Source organism: Streptomyces sp. NBC_00237, from assembly GCF_026342435.1.
Lineage (GTDB): Bacteria > Actinomycetota > Actinomycetes > Streptomycetales > Streptomycetaceae > Streptomyces.
The window spans coordinates 629635-653600 of record NZ_JAPEMT010000001.1 but is presented as its reverse complement, the minus strand read 5'-3'; the positions used below and the strand labels follow the sequence as shown (position 1 = coordinate 653600).

Below are 23966 nucleotides of genomic sequence, written 5' to 3'. Positions count from 1 at the left end.
TGCTGCGTACGCAGGCCAAAAGGCAACTGCTCTGCCCTCGCACCAGCGGGTCAAAAGTGCGGTGCTCTGCCCACCTCAGCGCACGGTCAAAAGTGGAGGACTCTGCCCACCAGCCAGTCCCCGAACTTTCCCTCCTCGCGAACTACTGACAGAACCCACCCGCCCAGGTAGCGTCACCCCTGGTCCACACATTGGACCAGACCACTTCACTCCCTTACTCGGATCGTCCGGCACGTTCCTGCCGGTGAAGGAGACGCATCACCATGGCGACAGTCACGTTCGACAAGGCCACCCGCATCTACCCGGGCTCCACCAAGCCCGCCGTGGACCAGCTGGAGATCGACATCGCGGACGGCGAGTTCCTCGTCCTCGTCGGCCCGTCCGGCTGCGGAAAGTCGACCTCCCTGCGCATGCTCGCGGGTCTGGAGGACGTCAACGGCGGTGCGATCCGCATCGGCGACCGCGACGTCACGCACCTGCCGCCGAAGGACCGGGACATCGCCATGGTGTTCCAGAACTACGCGCTCTACCCGCACATGTCCGTCGCGGACAACATGGGCTTCGCCCTGAAGATCGCGGGCGTGAACAAGGCCGAGATCCGCAAGAAGGTCGAAGAGGCCGCCAAGATCCTCGACCTCACCGAGTACCTCGACCGCAAGCCCAAGGCCCTCTCCGGCGGTCAGCGCCAGCGTGTCGCCATGGGTCGCGCCATCGTGCGTGAGCCGCAGGTCTTCCTCATGGACGAGCCGCTGTCGAACCTTGACGCCAAGCTCCGCGTCTCGACCCGTACGCAGATCGCGAGCCTCCAGCGCCGCCTGGGCATCACGACCGTGTACGTCACCCACGACCAGGTCGAGGCCATGACCATGGGCGACCGGGTCGCGGTCCTCAAGGACGGTCTGCTCCAGCAGGTCGACTCGCCGCGCAACATGTACGACCGGCCCAACAACCTCTTCGTCGCCGGATTCATCGGCTCCCCGGCCATGAACCTGGTCGAGGTCCCGATCACCGACGGCGGCGTGAAGTTCGGCAACAGCGTCGTCCCGGTCAGCCGTGAGGCGCTCAGCGCCGCCGCCGACAAGGGCGACACCACCGTCACCGTCGGCGTCCGCCCCGAGCACTTCGACATCGTCGAGCACGGCGGCGAGGTCGCGAAGACGCTGTCCAAGGACACCAACGACGCCCCGGCCGGTCTGGCCGTCTCCGTCAACGTCGTCGAGGAGCTCGGCGCCGACGGTTACGTGTACGGCTCCGCCGAGGTCGGCGGCGAGCACAAGGACCTCGTCGTCCGCGTGAACGGCCGCGCCGTCCCGGACAAGGGCACCGAGCTGCACGTCGTCCCGCGCCCGGGCGAGCTGCACGTCTTCTCGACGAAGACCGGCGAGCGCCTCAGCGACTGACCGCCGACAGGCTCCGGCTCCCGGCGGGCTGTCCGGCAAGCACACGGAAGGGCCCCGCACTTCGGTGCGGGGCCCTTCTGCCTGTGCCGTCTGTGCCGTCCACTCCGCCTGCGCCGTCCACGGAATGCGCTTCACCAAGCGCGTCGGTTTATGCGCGGCTTCGTCAAATACCCCGGCGCACGGGGAGTTTTCGATCTCCGTGCGTCAACATCACATTCGAAAAGGAGCATCGAACCATCCCCCGTGAGGGTGACTCAATGTCGCCATATCGTCACCTGCCGCTACGCTCACTCGCGTGACCCACTCAGCCCGCCGCATCGGCCGAACTCTCGCCCTCGTCCTGCCCGTCGTCCTGGTGCTCTCCGGGACCCTGGCCGTCACCCGCGTTCCGTGGGTGGCCGGCACTCCCGAGTCCCAGATGCTCACCGCATCCGCAGAGGACGTCTCCACCAAGGCCAAGTCCCGTGCCCCGCAGGATATTCTGCGCGACCGGCTCCTGGTGGAGCTTCAGGAGAAGGACCCCGGCACCGCCCTCACGCACCTTCAGCGCGAGGTCGAGCGCCGCCCCTCCCTCGCCAAGCACTGCATGAACATCGCCCGTGCCCTCGGCCGCGCCGCCGTCACGCACTACGGCCCCACCCGCGCCCAGTCGTACTCGCGGCCCGTCTGTGACACGTCCTTCGCGTCCGGCGTCGCGAACCACCACAACTGACCACCACTGCCCACGGATTGACGGATACCCGTACGCCGACTGACAGAGCTGACAGCCCTGCCCCCCGAAGGCGGCACGATCCGCGCCGCGTATCGTCCCCTGCATGACCACCCCCATTTCCGCGACGCCCGCGATGCCGACACAGGCCGTTGTCCTGGCCGGTGGCCAGGGGTCGCGACTGCGTCCGTACACCGACGACCGCCCCAAGCCGATGGTCGAGATTCCCGGAACCGGGACTCCGATCATCGGCCATCAGCTTTCCTGGCTCGCCTCCGAGGGCGTCACTGACGCCGTCGTCTCCTGCGGCCACCTCGCGGAAGTCCTCCAGGACTGGCTCGCCGAACAGGCGTCCGAACTCCCCTTGCGCGTCACGACGGTTGTCGAGACGGAGCCGCTGGGCCGGGGCGGCGGCCTGAAGTACGCCGCCAAGCACCTGCCCCACCCCGATCAGCCCTGGTACGCCACGAACGGCGACATCTGGACCCGCTTCTCGCTGCGCGAGATGGCCGCCTTCCACGCCGAGCGCGACGCGACCGCCACCCTCGCCCTGGCCCGCCCCCGCATCCCGTGGGGCGCCGTCGAGACGGACACCTTCGGCAACGTCACGGACTTCATCGAGTCCCCGCCGTCCCCGTACCTCATCAACGCCGGCGTGTACGTCTTCTCCGCCGCCTTCGCGGACCTCCTGCCCGACCTCGGCGACCACGAGCGCACCACGTTCCCCCGCCTCGCCCGCTCCCGCAGCCTGGCCGGGTACCCGCTCCCCCAGGGCGCGTACTGGCGGGCCATCGACACCGCCAAGGACCTCACCGAGGCCGCCAAGGAGCTCGCCGCGCAATTGCGTTGACGGAAGTACGGAAGTCCCCGTGCACACGGGACGCGTACGTACGACGGAGGGGCCCGGCACCAGATGTGGTGCCGGGCCCCTCTCCCACACGGGACGCGTGTGCGTGCGTGTCCCGTCGCTAGCCGAGCAGTCCGCCGATCACCTTGTCGCTGCCGGACCCGCCCGAGCTGCCGCCGTCCGAGCCGCCGGAGGAGCCTCCCGACCCGCTCCCGCCGGAGCTGGACCCGCCGTTCCCGCCACCGCCGCTGCCGCCCGATGAGCCTCGGCCGGACGAGGGGCCCGCTGTCGCCGAGGGGCCCGCCGAGGTCGTCGCCGGAGGGGTGTCGCGGGTGGGCCTACGGCCCGTGGAGCCCTGCGTCTGGCTCGGCCCGGCGGTCGCGCCCGCCGTCGCCGTGGCACGCGGCCCCGCCGAGGTGCTGGGCTTCGCCGACGGGGACACCGAAGCGCTCGCGGAGGGCTTCGGCGCCTTGCGCTGGGGGCCCTGCGGGGTGCGCTGGGCGGCGCCCGGCTCCTTGGGGAGCGGGCGGCCGGGCAGGTGGTTCGCCGGGTCGTCCTCGGGGCCGGGTACGACGACCTCGGCCGAGCGGACCGCCCCGCCGAGCACCGAACCGACCAGCAGCGTCAGGCCGACGACCAGCGTCACCATCAGGAAGCCTCGCCGCAGCACGCGCCGCCGCAGCTCCCACATCTCGCTGCGCGGGCCCAGCGTCCGCCATGCCTCGCCCGCGAGCCGGGAGTCCATCGAGTACACCGGCGCACCGGCGATGATCAGCGGCGACCAGGCGGCGAGGTAGATGATGTCCGGCGCGTCGTACGCGGGGACGCTCTTCCAGCTGACCGTCAGCAGCAGCGCCGCCGACAGCAGCGTCCCGACGACCGCCGCGACTCGCTGCCACAGGCCCAGGATCGTGAGTACGCCCACGATGACCTGGAGGAACGCCACGGTGAGCCCGGCACCGACCGGGTGCTGGAGGCCGAGGTCCCGCAGCGGCTCGGCGAGCGGCCACGGGTGCAGCGAGTTGAGCCACTTGACCATGGAGCCGCGCTCGCCGCCGTCGAAGAAGACGGGGTCGCAGAGCTTGCCCATGCCCGCGTAGATGGAGATGAAGCCGAGGAAGACCCTCAGCGGCAGCAGCACCACGCCGAGGTTCATCCGCCGGTCGGGGTAGAAGGAGTGCCGCGAGCGCCCGTCACCGCGCTCGTTGGACTCCGGCTCCTCTTCCTCGTACGGGAGTTGGTCGCTCTCGTACGTGTCGTACGCGCCCTCGGCCTGCCGCATGCGGGGCAGCATCCGGGTGGGTTCGCCACCCTGGACGGCCGGGGTCTGCATGGTGTCGTCGGTTCCCCCGCCCGGTGGCCCGATGCGCGGGATGAGCTGGGTCGCCCCGGCGTCGAGGTCGTCGGCGAGGCCCGGTGGGGGGCCGGCGGTACGGGTCGCGGTCGAGTTGCGCACGGCCTGGAGGAGTCCGCCGGCGCCGGGGTCGCCCGGCTCGGACCTGCCCGTCCACACGACGGGCGCCCGACGGCGTCCGGCCGCGCCCATCGCTCCTGCTGCGGCCCCGACCGCCGCGCCCGCCCCGCTCAGCACGGGGATCATCGCCGTCCGGTCGTCCAGAGCACCCCGCACCACGGTGGGGCGCGCGCTCTGGCTCGGGGCGAGCTGCACGCGGAAGCTGGCGTGGTTGACGATGACCTGCGCCGGGTCGCAGGGCACCTTGACCATGCTCAGTGCGGGCTGATCGTCGAACCCGGGTGTTCTGGTGTCCACACTCATCTAACCGAGTGATGTGTGTTTAGGACACTGCCTTGACGCCCCTGATCTGTCCGAGACCCGTCAAACCGGCACGTTCTCGCCGACACCGCAGGTCAACACAGGGTAGACGTTCGGGCCTGCCCGGCGGATCCTGCTGCGGTCGCGTGCCCTGGCACGCACATCTGCCGCGTTGTCGTCACTCGACGACGCTCCGCGTCGCCTCAATCCTCCGCCTTGCAGCTGCACGCACCAGACCCCGCTCGGGGCGTTGAACAGTCCAGGGCACTCCTGTGCGGCCTGATCCGCCGGGCAGGCCCGTGGGCCCCGGATCAGATCCGGGGCCCTTCAGCGCAAGCGGACGTGCTACTTCCGGCGGCGCGCCGTTTCGTACAGGACGATCCCGGCCGCGACACCGGCGTTCAGCGACTCGGCGCCGCCGGGCATCGAGATCCGCACCCGGTAGTCGCAGGTCTCGCCGACGAGGCGACCCAGGCCCTTGCCCTCGCCGCCGATGACGATGACGACGGGACCGGCGAGCTGCTCCAGGTCCTCGACCTTGTGCTCGCCGTCGGCGGCGAGGCCGACGATGGTGACTCCGGCCTTCTTGTACTCCTCCAGCGCGCGGGTCAGGTTGGTGACGCGCGAGACGGGCGTACGGGCGGCCGTACCGGCGGAGGACTTCCACGCACCGGCGTTCATGCCCGCCGCGCGCCGCTCGGGCACGACCACGCCGTGGCCGCCGAAGGCGTTGGTGGAGCGGATGATCGCGCCGAGGTTGCGCGGGTCGGTCACGCCGTCGAGGGCGACGATCAGCGCCTGCTCGTTCTTGTCGTGCGCGGCGTCGAGGAGGTCCTGGGGGTGCGCGTACTCGTACGGCGGGACCTGGAGGACGATGCCCTGGTGGTTGAGGCCGTTGGTCATCCGGTCCAGCTCGGCGCGCGGGGCTTCCATCAGGTGGATCTTGCCGCGCTCACCGGCGAGCTGGAGGATGTCGCGGACCCGCTCGTCGTTGTCGATGTACTGCTGCACGTACAGCGTGATCGCGGGAACGCCGTCGCGCAGGGCCTCGTACACCGGGTTGCGGCCGACGACCATCTCGGACGTGCCCTTGGCACCGCCGCGGCGCGGCGCGGGGCGGCGCGTCTGGGCGTGCTTGGCCTTGGCGGTGGCGAGACGGTTCGCCTTGTGCTTCTTGCGGTCCTCCGCCTTCGGGGTCGGGCCCCTGCCCTCAAGCCCCTTGCGGCGCTGGCCGCCGCTGCCGACCTGCATGCCCTTCTTGTTGGTCGTGCGGCGGTTCCTGCGTTGGCTGTTGCCGGCCATGACTACCTGTTTCCTGTGGATCCGGCGATCCACATGGTGATGCAGATCGTCTACGTACGTAAATGAAGTGTGCCGCCCGGGGCTCCGGGCGGCACATCGGAAGGCCCTGGTCCGGGCCCTGCTGACCAAGCCCCTAGCGGGGCCCGAGCGTCCACCTCGGTCCGGACGGGCTGTCCTCGATGACCAGCCCGGACTGCTGAAGCTGGTCGCGGATGGCGTCGGCCGCCGCCCAGTCCTTGCGCTCGCGCGCGGACTGACGCTGGTCGAGTACGAGCCGTACGAGGGTGTCCACGACGCCGTGGAGGTCCTCGCCCCGGTCCGACTCACCGGCCCAGTGCGGGTCGAGCGGGTCGAGACCCAGTACCCCGAGCATGGCACGGACCTCGGTCAGCCTGGCGACCGCGGCTTCCTTGTCGTCGGCGGCGAGGGCGGAGTTCCCCTGCCGGACGGTGGTGTGGATGATCGCCAGGGCCTGCGGGACGCCGAGGTCGTCGTCCATGGCCTCGGCGAACGCGGGCGGCACCTCGGCGGCGGGCTCCACGTGCCCCGCCTTCTCCACGACCCGCTGGACGAAGCCCTCGATGCGGGCGAAGGCGGACTCCGCCTCGCGCAGGGCGTCCTCGCTGTACTCGATCGCGGAGCGGTAGTGCGGGGTGCCGAGGTAGTAGCGCAGCACGATGGGCCGCCACGCCTTGACCATCTCGCTGACGAGGACCGAGTTCCCGAGGGACTTCGACATCTTCTCGTTGGCCATGGTGACCCAGTGGTTGTGCACCCAGAAGTTCGCGAAGTCGTCGCCGAACGCCTTGGCCTGGGCGATCTCGTTCTCGTGGTGCGGGAAGATCAGGTCGATCCCGCCGCCGTGGATGTCGAAGGCCCTGCCGAGGTACTTGTGCGCCATGGCCGAGCACTCCAGGTGCCAGCCGGGACGCCCTCGGCCCCAGGGGGTCTCCCAGGACGGCTCGCCGGGCTTGGCGGACTTCCACATGGCGAAGTCGCGCGGGTCGCGCTTGCCGGTCTCGCCCTCGCCGGAGGGCTGGAGGAGGTTGTCCAGCTCCTGGTTCGACAGCGCGAGGTAGCCCTCGTACGACCGCACGTCGAAGTAGACGTTCCCGTCGGCCTCGTACGCGTGCCCGCGCGCGATGAGTCCGCGCATCATCTCGACCATCTCGGTGATGTGGCCCGTGGCGCGGGGCTCGTACGTGGGCGGGAGGCAACCCAGTGCGTCGTAGCCGGAGTTGAAAGCGCGCTCGTTCTCGTAGCCGATCGACCACCACGGGCGGCCCTGGTCGGCCGACTTCGTGATGATCTTGTCGTCGATGTCCGTCACGTTGCGGATGAAGGTGACGTCGTAGCCTCGGTGGCGGAACCACCGCTGCATGATGTCGAAGTTCAGTCCCGACCGGATGTGTCCGATGTGCGGGGCGGCCTGCACGGTAGCGCCACACAGGTAGATCGAGACACAGCCCGGGACGAGCGGGGTGAAGTCACGCGTCTGCCGGGCGCTGGTGTCGTACAGGCGAATAGTCACCCCACAAGGGTACTGATTGTTTCACGTGAAACGGGCCCGTACCCCGCACCGGAACGGGCGGGATACGGGCGGCCCTCGGGTGACCCGCCGCTCAGATGCTGCCGACGACCTTCCGGGCCGTGACGCGGACGACGACGCGCTCGGTGTCGTTCACCGAGGTCGGGTTGAACTCGGCGTACTTCTTCCCCGTGTACTTCACCGCCAGCTCGTCGATCAGCTCCTGCCCGCCCTCCGTCGTCATCTCGGCGGTCCCCCGGATCTCCGCGTACGAGTACGGGGCGTCGAAGGGCTGGAGCAGCACGGTGACGCGCGGGTCACGGCGCAGGTTCTTCTCCTTCTGCCGCCCGAGCGTGGTGGAGAACAGCACGTCGTCCCCGTCCCGCTTCACCCAGACCGGCGAGACCTGGGGGCTGCCGTCGGGCTGGATGGTGGCGACGGTGATGAAGACGGGGGTGTCGAGGAGGGCCTTGAGGTCATCGCTGAGTGCGGCGGTCACGGCGTTTCGTTTCCTTCCGGGGGTACGAGTGGAGGCTTGCCCCTTACGTCTACCCCGCCGCCCGCTCCCCATGGCGGAGGCAGCGCGCGAGGAGTGCCCGGCAGAACCTCGGCCCCACCCCGGCCCCACCTCCGGCCCCGGCAGATCTCGGACTCGGTACGCCTCAGGCCCCGGCTGAGCCTCGGGCCCGGTAGACCAGGGCGGTGGCGATCGCCGCCAGCCCCTCCGCCCGGCCCGTGAGCCCGAGGCCGTCGCTCGTCGTCCCGGACACCGACACCGGTGCCCCGACCGCCGCGCTCAGCACCTTCTGGGCCTCTTCGCGCCGCTTGCCGACCTTCGGCCGTACGCCGACGACCTGCACGGCCACGTTCCCGATCTCGAAGCCCTCGGCCCGTACGATCCGTGCCGCCTCGGTCAGCAGCGTCACCCCGGACGCCCCGGCCCACTGGGGCCGCCCCGTCCCGAAGTGCGCCCCGAGGTCGCCGACCCCGGCCGCCGAGAACAGCGCGTCGCACGCCGCGTGCGCCACGACGTCGGCGTCCGAGTGCCCGGCGAGACCGAACTCCTCGTCCGGCCAGTGCAGCCCAGCGCACCACAGCTCGCGCCCGCGCTCGAAGGCGTGGATGTCGGTCCCGATCCCGACCAGCGGAATGACAGGGGCAGGGGTCTTCTCAGAAGCCGTCATTGGCCCTCCTCCGTGCGAGTACCGCCTCGGCCAGCACCAGGTCCAGCGGCCGGGTCACCTTGAACGCCTCTTCGTGCCCGGGGACCACCACGACCGGCTGTCCGAGCCGCTCGACCATACCGGCGCAGTCCGTGGCCCCTTCACCCGTCGCCGGTACGGTCTCGTGCGCGCGCACCAGCGTGGCCCGCTCGAAGCCCTGCGGCGTCTGCACGGCCCGCAGCAGCGCCCGCTCGGGCGTCGCGACGACCGGCTCCGGCACCCCGCCCGGCTGCGGCTCGACCTGCTTGACGGTGTCGGCGAGCGGCAGCGCGGGCACCACGGCGGGCGCTCCGGCCCGTACCGCTTCGACGACCGCGTCCACGGTGTCCACCGGGACGAGCGGACGTGCCGCGTCGTGCACCAGTACGGCGGTGATGTCGTCGGGCAGTGCGTCCAGGCCCCGCTTCACGGACTCCTGGCGGGTGTCGCCGCCGGGCACGACCAGGAACTCGGTGCGTTCGGGCAGCGCGTGCTCGTACTCGTCGAGCATGCCCTTGACCTCGGTCTCGCCGTCCGAGGGGGCCACCACGACGACCAGCGACACATACCGGGAAGCGGCCATCGCGCGTACGGCGTGGACCAGCATCGGGGTGCCGTTGAGGGTGCGCAGCGCCTTGGGCGCGCCGGGGCCGAGCCGTACGCCGCGACCGGCGGCCGGGATCACGGCGGCGGTGCGGCCCGGGGCCTGGGAAGGGCTCCCCGGGGGGCTCTCGGAGGGGTGCTCCGCAGGCGCAGAGGGGTGTTCGACTGTCATGGACTACTCCGGAGGTTTGTCGCCTCGCCCCACATGGGTATGGCCACAGCGAGCCGGGCGCACCGCCCTGACCGGACCCTTCCGTGACAGTCGGACGGGGTGGCACACCGGCCTCGCGAAAAACCGCATGCGGGATCAGACGCAGGGGACGTAGAAAAGAAGAATGCCGCGGTGTCCAACGGCCGACTGCGGACACAGTCGGTCGCCGGGCACCACGGCATTGCTCACACCATCAACGCACGCGCCACCAGACCAGCGACGACGCGTGAACGGTTACGACGCGAGAACCTCGTCCAGCAGGGCCTCGGCCTTGTCCTCATTGGTGTTCTCCGCGAGGGCCAGCTCGCTCACCAGAATCTGGCGCGCCTTCGCGAGCATGCGCTTCTCGCCGGCGGAGAGACCACGCTCGCGCTCACGACGCCACAGGTCGCGCACTACCTCGGCGACCTTGATGACGTCGCCAGAAGCGAGCTTCTCCAGATTTGCCTTGTAACGACGGGACCAGTTCGTCGGCTCTTCCGCATACGGCGCGCGCAGCACCTCGAAGACCCGGTCCAGCCCGTCCTGGCCGACCACATCGCGTACACCGACGAACTCCGCATTGTCCGCAGGCACACGAACCGTCAAGTCGCCCTGGGCGACCTTGAGCACCAAGTAGGTCTTGTCCACGCCTTTGATCTGGCGAGTCTCAATGGCCTCGATCAGCGCGGCCCCGTGATGGGGATAGACCACGGTGTCGCCAACCTTGAACGTCATGTGACAGGTACCCCTTCCGTGGCTATCCAGAGTAACACGGAAACTGCTTGTTCTGAATGGCGTTTCCGCAGGTCAGGGCATATCTCGGGGCTTGACAACTGCAACAGGAACGTGCTGCGGAGGGCTTCCGGAAGACGGTATTCGCAGGTGGGAGCGGCTCTGCGGGGGAAGAGAAACGCGTACGTTACACGCACCACAGAGTCCCAGACAGGGCCCGAACGTCCCGTTTTGCCGGGTTCCACGAGGTGAACTTCGTCTACTCCGTTCGGAGATCGATCACTCGTACGGCGGCAATCCCCGCCAATCCCGAATTGATCACGGTCACCCTTGATGGCCCTCTTGATCGCGTGCTTGATCGGCTGCTTGATCGCCCGCGTGATCAATTCTGCGGACCCTCTCGCGCGGCACTCTCCCATTCGGCCGTCAATATCGCGCCAATGCTCCGGCGCGAATTCCGCCAGGCGTGCCGGAGCACCCCGCACGTTCCGGTCCGGCACCTCCCGGGGAGCACCGGGGGCGCGGTGGGGCGGGTCGGGTGCGGGCCCAGGTCGGCGAGTCGATAACCTAAGCCGCAGTTAAGTCCCCCCGTCCGTAACGTCCTAGGAGTTGCCGCGCCCGTGAGCCGCAGCCTTCGACGCGGCACCCTCGCCGCCACCGCCCTCGCGTTCTCGATCGTCACGCTCGCCGCATGTGGCGCCGGCAACGACGCACAGACGCTGCAAGTCAAGCCGGACAACGCCGCGATCTCCGTCGACAACGGCAAGATCAAGATCCAGAACGCGATCGTCATCACCCAGCCCCGCGAGGAGGCCAAGGGTCACGCAGTCGGCGAGGGCCCCGCGGTCGTCGCCGCGACGGTCTTCAACAACGGCGACAAGCCGCAGACCCTGGACTCGGTCAAGCTGGGCGACTCCAGCGCCACGGTGAAGCTCACCCCCGCCAAGGACGACAAGGGCGGCAAGGGCACGATCACCGTCCCCGCCGGCGGTTCGGTGATCATCGGCGGCAAGGGCAACGCCTCCGCCGTCGTGGAGAACGGCCGCGAGGCCGCGAAGAACGGCAACGCCCAGCCCGTCACGTTCTCCTTCAGCGAGACCGGCGACGTGACGCTGCGCGCGTTCGTCGTCCCGGCCGTCGGCCACTTCGAGGGCTTCGGCCCGGACAAGGTCCCGGCCACCCCGGCGGCCACGACGTCCCCCACGGGCTCGCCGACCGGCTCCGCCACCGGCACCCCGGCCACCGGCACCCCGGCCACGGGTGCCTCGGGCACCCCGGCCAAGAAGGACGGCGACAAGGCCGACAAGAACGACGCCGCGAAGAACGACGGGGCGAAGAACAGCCCGACGGGCTCGGCGACGACCGGCGCGGGTCGCTGACACCGCCGCCACCCGTGACGAAGGGGCCCCGCCGGAATCCGATTCCGGCGGGGCCCCTTTCGTACGGCTGCGTACGTCACGTGAGAACGCGGTACGTCACGTAAGAACGCGGCGGTTTACGGCTCGAACTTGTAGCCCAGACCGCGCACGGTGACCAGGTAGCGCGGCGCCCCCGGGTCCGGCTCGATCTTGGCGCGCAGGCGCTTGACGTGGACGTCGAGGGTCTTGGTGTCGCCGACGTAGTCCGCGCCCCACACCCGGTCGATGAGCTGCATACGGGTCAGCACGCGGCCCGCGTTGCGCAGCAGCATCTCCAGCAGGTCGAACTCCTTCAGCGGGAGGTCGATCTTGGCGCCGCCGACGGTGACGACGTGACGGTCCACGTCCATCCGCACCGGACCGGCCTCCAGGGCCGCCGGAGTGACCTCCTCCGGCTCGCCGCGACGGCGCAGCACCGCGCGGATGCGGGCGATCAGCTCGCGGGAGGAGAAGGGCTTCGTGACGTAGTCGTCGGCTCCTATTTCCAGGCCGACGACCTTGTCGATCTCGCTGTCCTTGGCGGTCACCATGATGACCGGCACGTTGGAGCGCACGCGCAGCTGGCGGCAGACCTCGGTGCCGGGCAGGCCGGGCAGCATGAGGTCGAGCAGGACGAGGTCGGCGCCGTTGCGCTCGAACTCGTCGAGGCCGTCGGGGCCGGTGGCCGCGACGGCGACCTCGAAGCCCTCCTTGCGGAGCATGTAGGACAGGGCGTCGCTGAAGGATTCCTCATCCTCTACGACGAGCACTCGGGTCACGGAAGGACCTCCGGGGCAGGGGTGTTCTCACGGATGGGGTTCTTGGTGGTGGTCGCGTACGTGCCGTGGGTGGCCGGAGCCTCGGCCTCGTCGTCGAAGTCCTCGGCCGCGTTGTCGAAGTCCTCGCTGCCGAAGCCCTCCTTGCCGAAGCCGTCGTCGAAGCCCTCGACCGCGTCGGCGTCGCCGGGGCCGACGAGCGGGCGGCCGGGGGTGTGTTCCACCCTGGCCTCCCTGACGGAGCCCGCTTCGGGCAGCCGCAGGGTGAAGGTGGAGCCCTGTCCCTCGGAGCTCCAGACGGTGACCTCCCCGCCGTGCGAGGCGGCCACGTGCTTGACGATGGAGAGGCCCAGGCCGGTGCCTCCGGTGGCGCGGGAGCGGGCCGGGTCGACGCGGTAGAAGCGTTCGAAGACGCGGTCGCGGTCGCTCTCGGAGATGCCGACGCCCTGGTCGGTGACGGCTATCTCTATGAGGTCGCCGCCCGGGGCGGGGACCCGGCGGGCGGAGATGCCGACGCGGGTGCGGGCGGGGCTGTAGTTGACGGCGTTCTCGACGAGGTTGCCGAGGGCGGCGGCGAGCTGGCCCCGGTTGCCCCAGACGTGCAGGCCCGAGGTCCCCCCGGCCTGCATGGTGATCTGTTTGGTCGACGCGGTGTGACGGCTGCGGTCGATGGCTTCCGCGACCAGTTCGTCCACCCGTACGGGCTCGGAGTCCTCCAGCGGGTCGTCGTTCTGCACCCGGGAGAGGTCGATGAGCTCTTGGACCAGTGAGGTGAGGCGGGTCGCCTCGATCTGCATGCGCCCGGCGAAGCGGGTGACCGCCTCGGGGTCGTCGGAGGCGTCCATGACGGCCTCCGACAGCAGGGACAGGGCCCCCACCGGCGTCTTCAGCTCGTGGCTCACGTTCGCGACGAAGTCGCGCCGTACCGCTTCGATACGCCGGGCCTCCGTCAGGTCCTCCACCAGGAGCAGGACCAGGCGGGAGCCGAGCGGTGCCACCCGCGCGGACACCGCGAGGGCCTCGCCCCGGCCGGTCCCCCGGCGCGGCAGGTCCAGTTCGACCTGGCGTATCTCCCCGTCCCTCCGGGTGTCGCGGGCCATGTGCATCATCGGCTCGACGGCCAGCTTTCCGCCTCGGACCAGCCCCAGGGCGTACGCCGCCGAGCTGGCCTTCACCACGTTGTCGCTCTCGTCGAGTACGACCGCGGAGGAGCGGAGCACGGAGAGGACGGTGTCCACTCCCGGCGGCAGCGTGGCGTTCACCTCGGGGCGCACTGCGGCCCTGGTGGGGCGCTTCTGGTCGCGCTCGCTCCAGCGGAACGCCAGCATGGCGATGATGCCGGTGCACAGACCGGCTATCGCTGCTGCTGCGGCCACTGCCGCGTTCACGTCCATGTGCACAAGGTTATGCCTGGTCACTGACACTGCCCCAAGCGAATGGGTGCCAGCTCGAACGTTCGTCGCCCAGAGTTCACCAAGGGGATGGGGCTGGTTCACTTCGGCGGCCGGAACCGGACGCGTACCGGACGGATGGTGGGAACGTGGGGACCGGAGCCCCGCCAGACCCCGGAACACACCGCTGCGCCGCGCGCAGTCGGCCGTACTCAGGAAGTAGGAACCCCCATGCGGGACGCGTACCACGAGGAACTGGACTCGATCGGCGAGGACCTGGTCGAGATGGCCCGGCTGGTCGGCTCTGCGATAGGGCGCGCCACCACCGCCATGCTCGACGCCGACCTGAAGCTCGCGGAGAGCGTCATCGCCGCCGACCAGAAGGTCGACGACCTCCAGCACGACCTGGAGGCGCGCGCGATCGCCCTGCTCGCCCGCCAGCAGCCGGTCGCCACCGACCTGCGCATCGTCGTCACCTCGCTGCGCATGAGCGCGGACCTGGAGCGCTCGGGCGACCTCGCCCAGCACGTGGCGAAGCTGGCCCGGCTGCGCTTCCCTGCCAAGGCCGTGCCGAGCGACCTGCACGCCACCCTCCTGGAGATGGGGCAGCTCGCCCAGCGCCTGATGGCGAAGGCGGCGGAGGTCATCATCACCAAGGACGTCGACCTGGCCCTCCAGCTGGAGCAGGACGACGACGAGATGGACCTCCTGCACCGGACGCTCTTCCAGCACCTGATGGACGACCGCTGGAAGCACGGCATCGAGACCGCCGTCGACGTCACTCTCCTCGGCCGCTACTACGAGCGCTTCGCGGACCACGCGGTGTCGGTCGCCAAGCGGGTCGTGTACCTGGTGACGGGCGAGCACGCGGACGACGTGCAGGCCGCGCAGGACAACGCCGTACAGGCGTAACGGCGCGGGCGTACCGGAGCGGGCCCCGTGCAGGACACATCAACTCTCGTGCTTCCGCGCGCTGTTGATGCGCCTGCCGATCGGGCATGCAATGGGTGGGGGGAGACTCTCCGTCTCTCCTGCCGTGCCTTCGGGCATCGAGCCAGTGGTCCATCGAACACCCGAGGAGATCCCATGGCCGACACCCCCACCACCACCGAATCCCCGCAGGAAGCCCCGGCCCCGGCCCACCTGCCGCTGCTCGGCGCGTGCGGCTGCGGCTCGGGCTGCGGCTGCGGCTGCCAGTCCGGCGCACCGTGCCAGTGCGGCGGCTGCTGCGGCTGACGGCCGAGGAGCACGAGGAGGGGCCCCGCCTGCACCAGGCGGGGCCCCTCGTCGTGTGCTGGTGGGCTACTTCTTCTTGCCCTGGTTCTTGACCGCCTCGATGGCCGCGGCTGCCGCGTCCGGGTCGAGGTACTTGCCGCCCTTGGTGACGGGCTGGAAGTCGGCGTCGAGCTCGTAGTAGAGCGGGATGCCGGTGGGGATGTTCAGGCCGGAGATGTCCTCGTCGGAGATGCCGTCGAGGTGCTTGACCAGGCCGCGGAGGCTGTTGCCGTGGGCGGCGACCAGGACGGTCTTGCCGTCGAGGAGGTCCGGGACGATGCCGTCGTACCAGTACGGGAGCATCCGGTCCACGACGTCCTTGAGGCACTCGGTGCGGGGGCGCAGCTCCGAGGGGATCGTGGCGTAGCGGGGGTCGGCCGACTGGGAGAACTCGGTGCCGTCTTCGAGGGCGGGCGGCGGGGTGTCGTACGAGCGGCGCCAGAGCATGAACTGCTCCTCGCCGAACTCGGCGAGGGTCTGCGCCTTGTCCTTGCCCTGGAGGGCGCCGTAGTGGCGCTCGTTCAGGCGCCAGCTGCGGTGGACCGGGATCCAGTGGCGGTCCGCGGACTCCAGCGCGAGCTGGGCGGTGCGGATGGCGCGCTTCTGGAGCGAGGTGTGCAGCACGTCCGGGAGGAGACCGGCGGCGGTGAGCAGCTCGCCGCCGCGCACTGCCTCCTTCTCGCCCTTCTCGGTGAGGTTGACGTCCACCCAGCCGGTGAACAGGTTCTTCGCGTTCCATTCGCTCTCGCCGTGGCGGAGGAGGATCAGCTTGTACGGTGCGTCGGCCATGCGTACGAGCGTAATCGACATTTCGGCCTCCCCGCGCGGGACCACGGACCGTGGTTCGGGGACCTTCGTCGATTGAGGATCTGCGTCAATTGACTGGCGGGTGCACGGGGGGCGTACGTAAGTTCCGGGTGTTCGGTGAGCCGCTTACATCCCCGGGGGAATCGCATGTCCGCAGCAGGTCTGAGACGCGCCGTGCGCGAGAGCGTCTCGGGGCTCCCCCGGGAGTTCTGGTGGCTCTGGACGAGCACCCTCGTCAATCGGATGGGTGCCTTCGTCGCGACGTTCATGGCTCTGTACCTGACCTTGGACCGGGGGTACTCGGCGACGTACGCGGGGCTGGTGGCCGCGTTGCACGGGCTCGGCGGGGTCGTTTCGTCGTTGGTGGCGGGGGTGATGACCGACCGGCTCGGGCGGCGGCCCACGATGCTGATCGCGCAGGCGTCGACGGCGTTCTCGGTGGCGCTGCTGGGGTTCATGGAGCATCCGCTGGCGATTGCCGGGGTCGCGTTCCTGGTCGGCATGGCGTCCAACGCCTCGCGGCCCGCCGTGCAGGCGATGATGGCCGACATCGTGAAGCCCGAGGACCGGGTGCGGGCGTTCTCGCTGAACTTCTGGGCGATCAATCTCGGGTTCGCGATCTCCTCGACGGGGGCCGGGTTCCTCGCCGAGTACAGCTATCGGGCGGGCTTCCTCATCGAGGCGGCCATGACGCTGGCGTGCGCGGTCGTCGTCTTCGTGAAGCTGCCGGAGTCGCGGCCGGAGCGGACGGCGGCGGAGAAGGCCGACGAGGCGAGCGTCGGGCTCGGCACCGTGCTGCGGGACGGGCGCTTCATGAGCGTCGTGGGGCTGTCGTTCCTGGTGGCGCTGATCTTCCAGCAGGGGTACGTGGCGCTGCCGGTGGCGATGGGGACGGACGGGTTCAGCAGCTCGGACTTCGGGGCCGCCATCGCTGTCAATGGCGTACTGATCGTGGTGCTTCAGATCCCGGTGACGCGGTTCATCGAACACCGGGACCCGAGGCGGCTGTTGGTCGTGTCGTCGCTGCTCGCGGGGTACGGGTTCGGGCTGACGGCCTTCGCCGGGTCGCTCGGGGTGTACGCGCTGACCGTGTGCGTGTGGACGTTGGCGGAGATCATCAACTCGCCCATCCAGACGGGGCTCGTGGTGCGGCTCTCCCCGGTGCACGGGCGCGGGCGCTACCAGGGGATGTACACGATGTCCTGGGCGGTGGCGGCGCTGGCAGCGCCCCTGCTGGGGGGCTTCGTCATCGACCGGTTCGGAGCCGCGTGGCTGTGGGGTGCGTGCGCGGTGATCGGGATGGTGGCCGCGGGCGGGTACTGGCTGCTGATGCGGAAGCTGCCGCAGGAGGAGCGCGGCGGGGTCGCGCAGGTCTCCGTACCGGAGGAGGGGGCGGTGGCCGTGCAGGGGTCGGGGAAGGTCGCTTCGGCCGCGTAGGGCCGCGTAGGGCCGCGTGGGGCACCGGGCCCGTCCGTGCGCATACGTCGATACGTCGATACGTGGCACGGGCGGGCCTTCGCGCGTCAGGGGCGCGGCGCGGTCAGGGGCGCGGCGCGGTCAGGGGCGCGGCGCGGTCAGGAGCGCGGCGCGGTCAGGAGCGCGGCTGCGTCAGGTGCGTGAAGGCGTCCAGGTTGCGGGTGGACTCGCCGCGCGAGACGCGCCAGTCGTACTCCTTGCGGATGGCGCTCGCGAAGCCCAGCTCCAGGAGGGTGTTGAAGGCGCCGTCGGCGGCTTCCAGGACCGAGCCCAGGAGGCGGTCGATCTCCTCGGTAGTGACGGCCGTGAGGGGGAGCTTTCCCGCGAGGTAGACGTCGCCGAGGGAGTCGATGGCGTAACTCACCCCGTACAGGCGCAGGTTGCGCTCCAGGAGCCAGCGGTGGACGGCTTCGTGGTTCTCGTCGGGGTGGCGGATCACGAAGGCGTTCAGGGAGAGGGAGTGCCGGCCGATGATGAGCGACACCGTGGTGGAGAGCTTGCGGGTGCCCGGGAGCTTCACGACGTAGGAACCCGGCTGGGGGCTCTCCCACTCCAGGCCGGCGTCCTTGAGGGTCGCTTCGAGTATGTCCGGCGCCGCTTTCTCAGCCATGGTGCGAGCGTACGTGACGGCGGTGTTCGTGCATCGCGGCGGTGTAGACGTCGGCGGTGGCCGACGCGGCGGTGTCCCAGCCGAATGCCTGCGCGTGGCGGGCGGCGGCCGCGCCCATGGTGTCGACGAGTTCCGGGTGGTCGATGAAGCGGCGCAGGGCGCGCGCGTACGCGGCCGGGTCGTGCCCCTCTATGAGGAAGCCGGTCTGTTCGTCGCGTACGGCGACGGGGAGGCCGCCCACGGCTGCCGCCACGACCGGGGTGCCGGTGGCCTCCGCCTCGATGGCGACCAGGCCGAAGGACTCGCTGTACGAGGGCATGACGAGGGCGGAGGCGGCCCGGAACCAGTCCGCGAGGCGGTCCTGGCCCACGGGCGGGCGGAAGCGGACGACGTCGGCGATGCCGAGGCGGGCGGCGAGCTTCTGGAGCTTCTCGGGCTTGGCCATGCCGCTGCCGCTGGGGCCGCCGACGACGGGGACCACGAGTTTGCCGCGCAGGGAGGGGTCTTCGGCGAGGAGGACGGCGACCGCGCGCAGGAGGATGTCGGGGGCCTTGAGGGGCTGGATGCGGCCCGCGAAGAGCGGGATGAACGCGTCCTGCGGCAGGTCGAGGCGGGCGCGGGCGGCGGCGCGGCCGTCGGCGGGGCGGAAGCGTTCCAGGTTCACGCCGGGGTGGACGACGGCGACGTGGCCGGGGTCGGCCTCGTAGAAGCGGACCAGTTCGTGGAATTCCCCCTCGGTGTTCGCGATGAGGCGGTCGGCGGCGCGGACGATCTGGGTCTCGCCGATGACGCGGGCGGCGGGCTCGGGGGTGTCGCCCTCGGCGAGCGCGGCGTTCTTGACCTTGGCCATGGTGTGCATGGCGTGGACGAGGGGGACGCCCCAGCGTTCGGCGGCGAGCCAGCCGACGTGGCCGGAGAGCCAGTAGTGGGAGTGGACGAGGTCGTAGTAGCCGGGGCGCTGTCCGGCCCACGCCTGCATGACGCCGTGGGTGAAGGCGCAGAGCTGGGCGGGGAGCTCTTCCTTGGCGAGGCCCTCGTACGGTCCCGCGTCGATGTGGCGGACGAGGACGCCGGGGGCCAGCTCCACGCTGGGCGGCAGGCCGCCGGTGGTGGCCCGGGTGAAGATCTCGACCTCGATGTTGATCGCGGCGAGGCGCTTGGCGAGCTCGACGATGTAGACGTTCATGCCGCCCGCGTCGCCCGTGCCGGGCTGGTGCAGGGGCGAGGTGTGCACGCTGAGCATGGCGATCCGGCGCGGCTTGCGGGGGGCCGAGCCGGGGAGCCGCAGGCGCGCCGGAGTGGCCGCTGCCAGTGTGCCGGTGAGTCGGGAGACGTACTGGCTCACGTCGACGGTCCTCCTCGACTGCGCGGGCATGGCGAAGGGGGGCGGTGCCGCCCTTCCGAAGGGGGAGAACAGCGGAATGTCGCGGTCCATTTCCACTTTGCCAAAACATTGCCCGATGGATCGGCGCGTCTACGGCGTCGGGGCCGCCCGTGCGGACCTTGCCGTCGAGGTCGCCTGCGCGGTCCTTGCCGTCGGGGTCGGTATGTCCGGTGCGCCTTAGGATTTCGTTCATGGCCTCCCGCACCGCTTCCTCGCGCCCCGTCGGCGCCGTCACCCGGGGGACCACCAATCCGAACCGGCTGCGGCGTATGGACCGGTGGATCGCCGCCGTCCACGGTCAGGCGTTGCGTCGTACGGAGGGGGCGGTCGCGGTCGACCTGGGGTACGGGGCCGCGCCGTGGACGGCGGTGGAACTGCTGGGGCGGCTGCGGACCGCCGCTCCCGCCGTGGAAGTGACCGGTATTGAGATCGAGCCCGCGCGGGTGGCGGGGGCGAAGCCGTACGAGAGGGAGGGGCTGACCTTTCGGCACGGGGGGTTCGAGGTGCCGCTCGACGGGGGTCGGCGGCCGATGCTGATCCGTGCGGCGAACGTCCTTCGACAGTACGACGAGGAGCAGGTGGCCGCCGTCTGGGAGCGGTTGCGCGGGCGGCTGGCCCCGGGCGGGCTGCTGGTGGAGGGGACCTGCGACGAGATCGGGCGGCGGCACGTGTGGGTGGCGCTGGGGGCGCGGGGGCCCAGGACGGTGACGTTCGCGGCGCGGCTGGCGTCGCTGGACAGGCCGTCGGACCTGGCGGAGCGGCTGCCGAAGGCGCTGATCCACCGGAACGTGCCGGGCGAGCCGGTGCACGCGTTCCTGCGGGACTTCGACCGGGCGTGGGCGGCGGCGGCGCCGTTCGCTTCGCTGGGGGTGCGGCAGCGGTGGGTGCGGGCGGTGCGGGACCTGTCGGCGGACTGGCCGGTGACCGGGCCGCACGCCTCGGACGGCCATGCCCCGGCGGACGGGGAGCGGCGGTGGCGGCAGGGGGAGGTCACGGTGCGGTGGGAGGCGCTGGCACCGGTGGGGTGGGCGTAGGGGGCTGCGGAACTCCCGTACCGGGGCGGAATGCCACGTACCGCCGGACGCGGAATGCCAGGTGCCGCTGCGGGCGGAATGCCACGTACCGGTGAACATCACCGGACTTTTGGGGTGTTGGGGGCATGAGGGGAACGGGAAATCGATCTCGTTCGTCGGACAGGTGTACAGGGAAGGGCCGCAAGGTTCCTGGGGGTCGCGCGGGGATGCTGTTTCCGCCTCTGTCGCTTTCGCGGGAGGCGTGGCAGCATCGCGGCAGGGTCGCCAGGTTACTGACGGTAAATCAGATTCGACTAGTTCCGGGGGGGGAGCTCGTGTACCAACGCCGTAGAAGCAGCCGTGCCGTGGGCGGCCGAGTGGGTGGCCGACGCGTCACGACCGGCAGCCGGGTCACGACCGCGATAGCGCTGGTCTGCGCGCTGAGTGTGCTGGTGCTGCCGGGTCAGGCGTCCGCCGCGCCCGATCCGGGGCCGGGGGTCGGCAGCGACGGGGACAAGAGCCTCGAAGAGGTACGCAGAGAGATAGACGACCTGTACCGGAAGGCCGCGGTCGCCACCGACGCGTACAACCTCGCCGAGGACCAGGCGCAGGGGCAGTCCGGCGAGATCGTGAAGCTGGCCAAGTCGATCGTGGTCGGCGAGGAGAAGATCAACAAGCTCAAGGACCGGCTCGGCGCGCAGGCCCGTGCCCAGTACCGCACGGGCGGTGTGCCGCAGAGCGCGCAGCTGATGCTCAGCGGGAACCCCGACCTCTTCCTGCGCGGCGCGGGGCGGATGCAGCAGGGGCAGTCGGCGGTCAAGTCGATGATCGACGAGCTGAGCCGCACCCAGGAGGACCTGCGCACCTACTCCAAGGACGCGAGCACCCAGTGGACCAAGCTGGAGGCCAACCGCAAGAACAAGGAGAAGGCGCAGAAGGAGGTCAAGAAGCAGATCGCCGCCGCCGAGAAGATAGAGGCCCGGCTGGCGGTGAAGGACCGGGACCGGATGCTGGAGCTGGAGCGCGACGCGCAGTCCCGCTCGCAGACGGCCTGGCTGGGCTCCGGGGCGCTGAAGGGCGGCAAGGGCGGCGCGGGGACCGACCAGGGCCGACGGGCCGTGGCGTACGCGATGGACCAGATAGGCGACCCGTACGTGTGGGGCGCGGAGGGACCGTACGCCTTCGACTGCTCGGGGCTCACCCAGCAGGCGTGGATATCGGCGGGGCGCGGCATACCGAGGACCTCGCAGGAGCAGTGGCGGCTGCTGCCCAGGGTGGCGGTGTCGGACATGCGCCCCGGGGACCTGATCATCTACTTCGCGGACGCGAGCCACGTGGCGATGTACGTGGGGGACGGGGCGATGGTGCACGCCCCTCGCCCGGGGCGGAACGTGACGGTGGCGGGGGCCGGGTCCATGCCGATCCTCGGGGTCGTACGGCCGGGCTGAGAGCGCGTGATCCTTCGGGCTCCGGGCGCGTGACCCCTCTGGCTCCGGGCGCGTGATCCTTCGAGCTGAGGGCGCGTGATCTTTGTCATGGCCCGGGGGCGGGGACGCCCGCTCCCGACCCCCCGCCACAACCCGGTCATGCCGGGCCGCAAGCGGTGAAAACTCCCGGCATATGACCGGGGCGGATTCGTGAACGCCATTCCGTTGGCCCGCCGGGTACCGCTAAGGTCCCCGTTTGGCGGGGCGTCGATCGGCGTCCCACCGTGCCCTCGGGGGGAGGGAAGGAACCGAACCGATGCCCGTACCCATACCGCGGCAGAGAGCAGTGCCCGCCGTGGAAAGCGACGGACAGGGCGGCTCTCCGCACTCCGCACACCAGCTGTCACCCCACCAGACACCCCAGCAGCCGACCGACCTCACGCTGCTGGTCATCGAGAACGACCCCGCCGACGCCGTGGCCGTCCCCGACCTGCTCGACCGGGACTCCACGAGCGGCGGCCGGGTGCGCGTGCGCACCGCGCGCAACCTCACCGAAGCCCACCGTCTCCTGACCGACGACGTCCACTGCATCCTGCTCGATCTGGCCCTGCCCGGCTGCGGTCACTGCCCGGAGTGCACGGAGGCCGACGACGGGCGGGAGGGTCCGGGCCTGGGCGCGCTGCACGACGTACTGCGGATGGCTCCGCACCACGCGGTGCTCGCGCTGACCCCCTCGGACCGGCCCGAGTACGCCGCCGACGCGGTACGGGCCGGGGCGCAGGACTACCTCTTCCGGGACGAGCTGGACGGGCGGCTGCTGAGCCGGGCCATCCGGTACGCAGTGGAGCGCAAGCGCGCCGACACCGCCTCGTACAAGCTGGCCGAGTCCCGGCTGCACGCCCAGGAGAACGCCCGGCTGGAGCGCGGGCTCCTCCCGACGCCGCTGCTGGAGGGCTCGGACCTGAAGTTCGCGGCCCGGTACCGGCCGGGGCGCTCCCGGGCGCTGCTCGGCGGCGACTTCTACGACACCGTCCGCACCCCGGACGGCACCGTCCACGCGATGATCGGCGACGTCTGCGGGCACGGCCCCGACGAGGCGGCCCTCGGCGTGGAACTGCGCATCGCCTGGCGGGCGTTGACCTTCGCGGGCCTGTGCGGGGACGAGCTCCTGTCCACCCTCCAGCGGGTACTGGAGCACGAGCGGGAGAGCGAGGAGATCTTCGCGACCCTCTGCACGGTCGACATCGCGCCCGACGGCCGTCGCGCCGGTCTGTGCCTGGCCGGGCACCCGGCCCCGCTGATCGCCCGGCAGGGGCAGCTCGCACAGCTGATGCCGTTCGACGGCGGGGGCCCCGCGCTGGGCCTGCTGCCGCACGCGCGCTGGCCGCGCAGCCAGGTCGAACTGGGCGGCGCCTGGAGCCTGTTGATGTACACGGACGGCCTGATCGAGGGCAAGATCGCCGGGTCCGACGGTTCGGGCCGCCCCGGCCGGCTCGGCCAGGACGGCATGGTCGCGATGATCAACCGTCAGCTGTCGGAGGGGCTGCGCGGGGACGAACTCCTGGAGGCCGCCATGAGCCGGGTCCGCGAGCTGAACGGCGGCGAACTCACCGACGACGTCGCCCTCCTGCTCCTGGACCGGGACAGCAGGACGGCGAACGGGAAAGCGGCCGGAAAGGGTCAGCGCCCGCCGTTGTAGGGCCCGTAAGGACCGTCGCTGCTGCTGCCACCACTGCGCCGACCGCCGCCGCCCGAGACCTGGCGCAGTGCGGGCCGTACGTCCACCAGGAAGACGATCGTGGCGACCAGGCCCGCGATCTGGAGGAACAGCATGCCCAGCAGCGCGTCTACGGCGACCGTGACGCCGAGGATGATCAGCCAGAAGTTCTTGGACTGCTTGTCGGCCGCCCGGTAGGCGTCCGCACGCGCGGTCGCGGCCAGGACCAGCGCGACCACGGCGAACACCAGGAAACCCCAGTACACCAAGAACGTCAGCGTGCTATCGAACCCGTAGCGCAACATACCGAGCACCGCCTCATCAGCTTGACCACCTCTTGACCGCCTGCCCAAGGTACCCAAACGACGGACCGGACGCCCTTGCGGCGACCCGGCCCGTCGTG

General features: G+C 70.7%; 23 protein-coding genes. 10 read left to right on the top strand and 13 right to left on the bottom strand.

Going from position 1 to position 23966, the window contains the following annotated elements; genetic code table 11:
• Window positions 1-263: 263 nt before the first annotated feature.
• The 3 genes from OG897_RS02790 (at window position 264) to OG897_RS02780 (ending at window position 2959) form a co-directional block, all read left to right on the top strand.
• Entirely contained in the window at window positions 264-1400 is a 1137-nt protein-coding gene (locus tag OG897_RS02790) for an ABC transporter ATP-binding protein (RefSeq protein WP_266652535.1), read from the top strand.
• A 295-nt stretch (window positions 1401-1695) separates the two neighbouring features.
• Complete coding sequence (locus tag OG897_RS02785; protein ID WP_266652533.1) at window positions 1696-2112, top strand: hypothetical protein; 417 nt, start codon at window positions 1696-1698, stop codon at window positions 2110-2112.
• 103 nt (window positions 2113-2215) lie between these two features.
• Window positions 2216-2959, top strand: coding sequence for a nucleotidyltransferase family protein (locus OG897_RS02780; protein ID WP_266652531.1), 744 nt, complete (start codon window positions 2216-2218; stop codon window positions 2957-2959).
• A gap of 118 nt (window positions 2960-3077) precedes the next feature.
• Here OG897_RS02780 and OG897_RS02775 read toward each other — a convergent pair whose 3' ends face one another.
• From OG897_RS02775 to OG897_RS02745, 7 genes are all read right to left on the bottom strand, one after another.
• Complete coding sequence (locus OG897_RS02775) at window positions 3078-4733, bottom strand: DoxX family protein (RefSeq protein ID WP_266652529.1); 1656 nt, start codon at window positions 4731-4733, stop codon at window positions 3078-3080.
• Window positions 4734-5075: 342 nt separating this feature from the next.
• Window positions 5076-6032, bottom strand: coding sequence for a 23S rRNA (guanosine(2251)-2'-O)-methyltransferase RlmB (gene rlmB / locus OG897_RS02770; protein ID WP_266652528.1), 957 nt, complete (start codon window positions 6030-6032; stop codon window positions 5076-5078).
• A gap of 133 nt (window positions 6033-6165) precedes the next feature.
• On the bottom strand, window positions 6166-7563 hold the full coding sequence (gene cysS, locus OG897_RS02765) for a cysteine--tRNA ligase (RefSeq protein ID WP_266652527.1): 1398 nt from the start codon (window positions 7561-7563) through the stop codon (window positions 6166-6168).
• Window positions 7564-7654: 91 nt separating this feature from the next.
• A complete protein-coding gene (locus tag OG897_RS02760) occupies window positions 7655-8059 on the bottom strand; it encodes a PPOX class F420-dependent oxidoreductase (RefSeq protein ID WP_266652526.1) in 405 nt (134 codons plus the stop codon).
• Between the two features lie 163 nt (window positions 8060-8222).
• Window positions 8223-8744 carry a 2-C-methyl-D-erythritol 2,4-cyclodiphosphate synthase gene (gene ispF / locus OG897_RS02755; protein ID WP_266652525.1) on the bottom strand — a complete coding sequence of 174 codons (522 nt, stop codon included), beginning with the start codon at window positions 8742-8744 and terminating at the stop codon, window positions 8223-8225.
• A complete protein-coding gene (ispD, locus tag OG897_RS02750) occupies window positions 8731-9537 on the bottom strand; it encodes a 2-C-methyl-D-erythritol 4-phosphate cytidylyltransferase (protein ID WP_266652523.1) in 807 nt (268 codons plus the stop codon). The genes ispF and ispD overlap by 14 nt, the downstream gene beginning before the upstream one ends.
• A gap of 273 nt (window positions 9538-9810) precedes the next feature.
• Window positions 9811-10293, bottom strand: a complete 483-nt coding sequence (locus OG897_RS02745) for a CarD family transcriptional regulator (protein ID WP_003953493.1) — start codon at window positions 10291-10293, stop codon at window positions 9811-9813.
• A gap of 617 nt (window positions 10294-10910) precedes the next feature.
• On the opposite strand from OG897_RS02745, the gene OG897_RS02740 reads away from it, so the two are divergent.
• A complete protein-coding gene (locus OG897_RS02740) occupies window positions 10911-11669 on the top strand; it encodes a DUF461 domain-containing protein (protein ID WP_266652521.1) in 759 nt (252 codons plus the stop codon).
• A gap of 116 nt (window positions 11670-11785) precedes the next feature.
• Here OG897_RS02740 and OG897_RS02735 read toward each other — a convergent pair whose 3' ends face one another.
• Both OG897_RS02735 and OG897_RS02730 read right to left on the bottom strand, forming a co-directional pair.
• Entirely contained in the window at window positions 11786-12466 is a 681-nt protein-coding gene (locus OG897_RS02735) for a response regulator transcription factor (RefSeq protein ID WP_266652519.1), read from the bottom strand.
• Window positions 12463-13857, bottom strand: coding sequence for a cell wall metabolism sensor histidine kinase WalK (locus OG897_RS02730; protein ID WP_266652517.1), 1395 nt, complete (start codon window positions 13855-13857; stop codon window positions 12463-12465). Before OG897_RS02730 ends, OG897_RS02735 begins: the two co-directional genes overlap by 4 nt.
• A gap of 228 nt (window positions 13858-14085) precedes the next feature.
• On the opposite strand from OG897_RS02730, the gene phoU reads away from it, so the two are divergent.
• Together phoU and OG897_RS02720 are read left to right on the top strand one after the other, a co-directional pair.
• Window positions 14086-14766 (top strand): phosphate signaling complex protein PhoU, encoded by a 681-nt coding sequence (gene phoU / locus OG897_RS02725; protein WP_266652515.1) that lies wholly within the window; start codon window positions 14086-14088, stop codon window positions 14764-14766.
• Between the two features lie 174 nt (window positions 14767-14940).
• Complete coding sequence (locus OG897_RS02720) at window positions 14941-15090, top strand: hypothetical protein (RefSeq protein WP_266652513.1); 150 nt, start codon at window positions 14941-14943, stop codon at window positions 15088-15090.
• Window positions 15091-15156: 66 nt separating this feature from the next.
• On the opposite strand, the gene OG897_RS02715 is transcribed toward OG897_RS02720, so the two are convergent.
• Window positions 15157-15918: a phosphoglyceromutase gene (locus OG897_RS02715; protein ID WP_266652511.1), complete on the bottom strand. Its 762-nt coding sequence runs from the start codon at window positions 15916-15918 to the stop codon at window positions 15157-15159.
• Between the two features lie 165 nt (window positions 15919-16083).
• On the opposite strand from OG897_RS02715, the gene OG897_RS02710 reads away from it, so the two are divergent.
• Window positions 16084-17373 (top strand): MFS transporter, encoded by a 1290-nt coding sequence (locus OG897_RS02710; RefSeq protein WP_266652509.1) that lies wholly within the window; start codon window positions 16084-16086, stop codon window positions 17371-17373.
• Window positions 17374-17527: 154 nt separating this feature from the next.
• Here OG897_RS02710 and OG897_RS02705 read toward each other — a convergent pair whose 3' ends face one another.
• Both OG897_RS02705 and mshA read right to left on the bottom strand, forming a co-directional pair.
• Window positions 17528-18022 (bottom strand): YbjN domain-containing protein, encoded by a 495-nt coding sequence (locus OG897_RS02705; RefSeq protein WP_266652507.1) that lies wholly within the window; start codon window positions 18020-18022, stop codon window positions 17528-17530.
• Complete coding sequence (gene mshA / locus OG897_RS02700; protein WP_266652505.1) at window positions 18015-19367, bottom strand: D-inositol-3-phosphate glycosyltransferase; 1353 nt, start codon at window positions 19365-19367, stop codon at window positions 18015-18017. The genes OG897_RS02705 and mshA overlap by 8 nt, the downstream gene beginning before the upstream one ends.
• Before the next feature lie 230 nt (window positions 19368-19597).
• On the opposite strand from mshA, the gene OG897_RS02695 reads away from it, so the two are divergent.
• The 3 genes from OG897_RS02695 to OG897_RS02685 all read left to right on the top strand — a co-directional run bounded on the left by OG897_RS02695 (window position 19598) and on the right by OG897_RS02685 (window position 23545).
• Window positions 19598-20440: a class I SAM-dependent methyltransferase gene (locus OG897_RS02695; protein WP_266652503.1), complete on the top strand. Its 843-nt coding sequence runs from the start codon at window positions 19598-19600 to the stop codon at window positions 20438-20440.
• 344 nt (window positions 20441-20784) lie between these two features.
• The gene (locus tag OG897_RS02690; RefSeq protein WP_266652501.1) at window positions 20785-21867 is read left to right on the top strand and encodes a C40 family peptidase; all 1083 of its coding nucleotides are present in this window, start codon (window positions 20785-20787) and stop codon (window positions 21865-21867) included.
• Between the two features lie 295 nt (window positions 21868-22162).
• Window positions 22163-23545, top strand: coding sequence for a PP2C family protein-serine/threonine phosphatase (locus OG897_RS02685; protein WP_266652499.1), 1383 nt, complete (start codon window positions 22163-22165; stop codon window positions 23543-23545).
• On the opposite strand, the gene OG897_RS02680 is transcribed toward OG897_RS02685, so the two are convergent.
• Complete coding sequence (locus tag OG897_RS02680; protein WP_266652497.1) at window positions 23527-23868, bottom strand: DUF2516 family protein; 342 nt, start codon at window positions 23866-23868, stop codon at window positions 23527-23529. The genes OG897_RS02685 and OG897_RS02680 overlap by 19 nt on opposite strands.
• Window positions 23869-23966 lie beyond the last annotated feature (98 nt).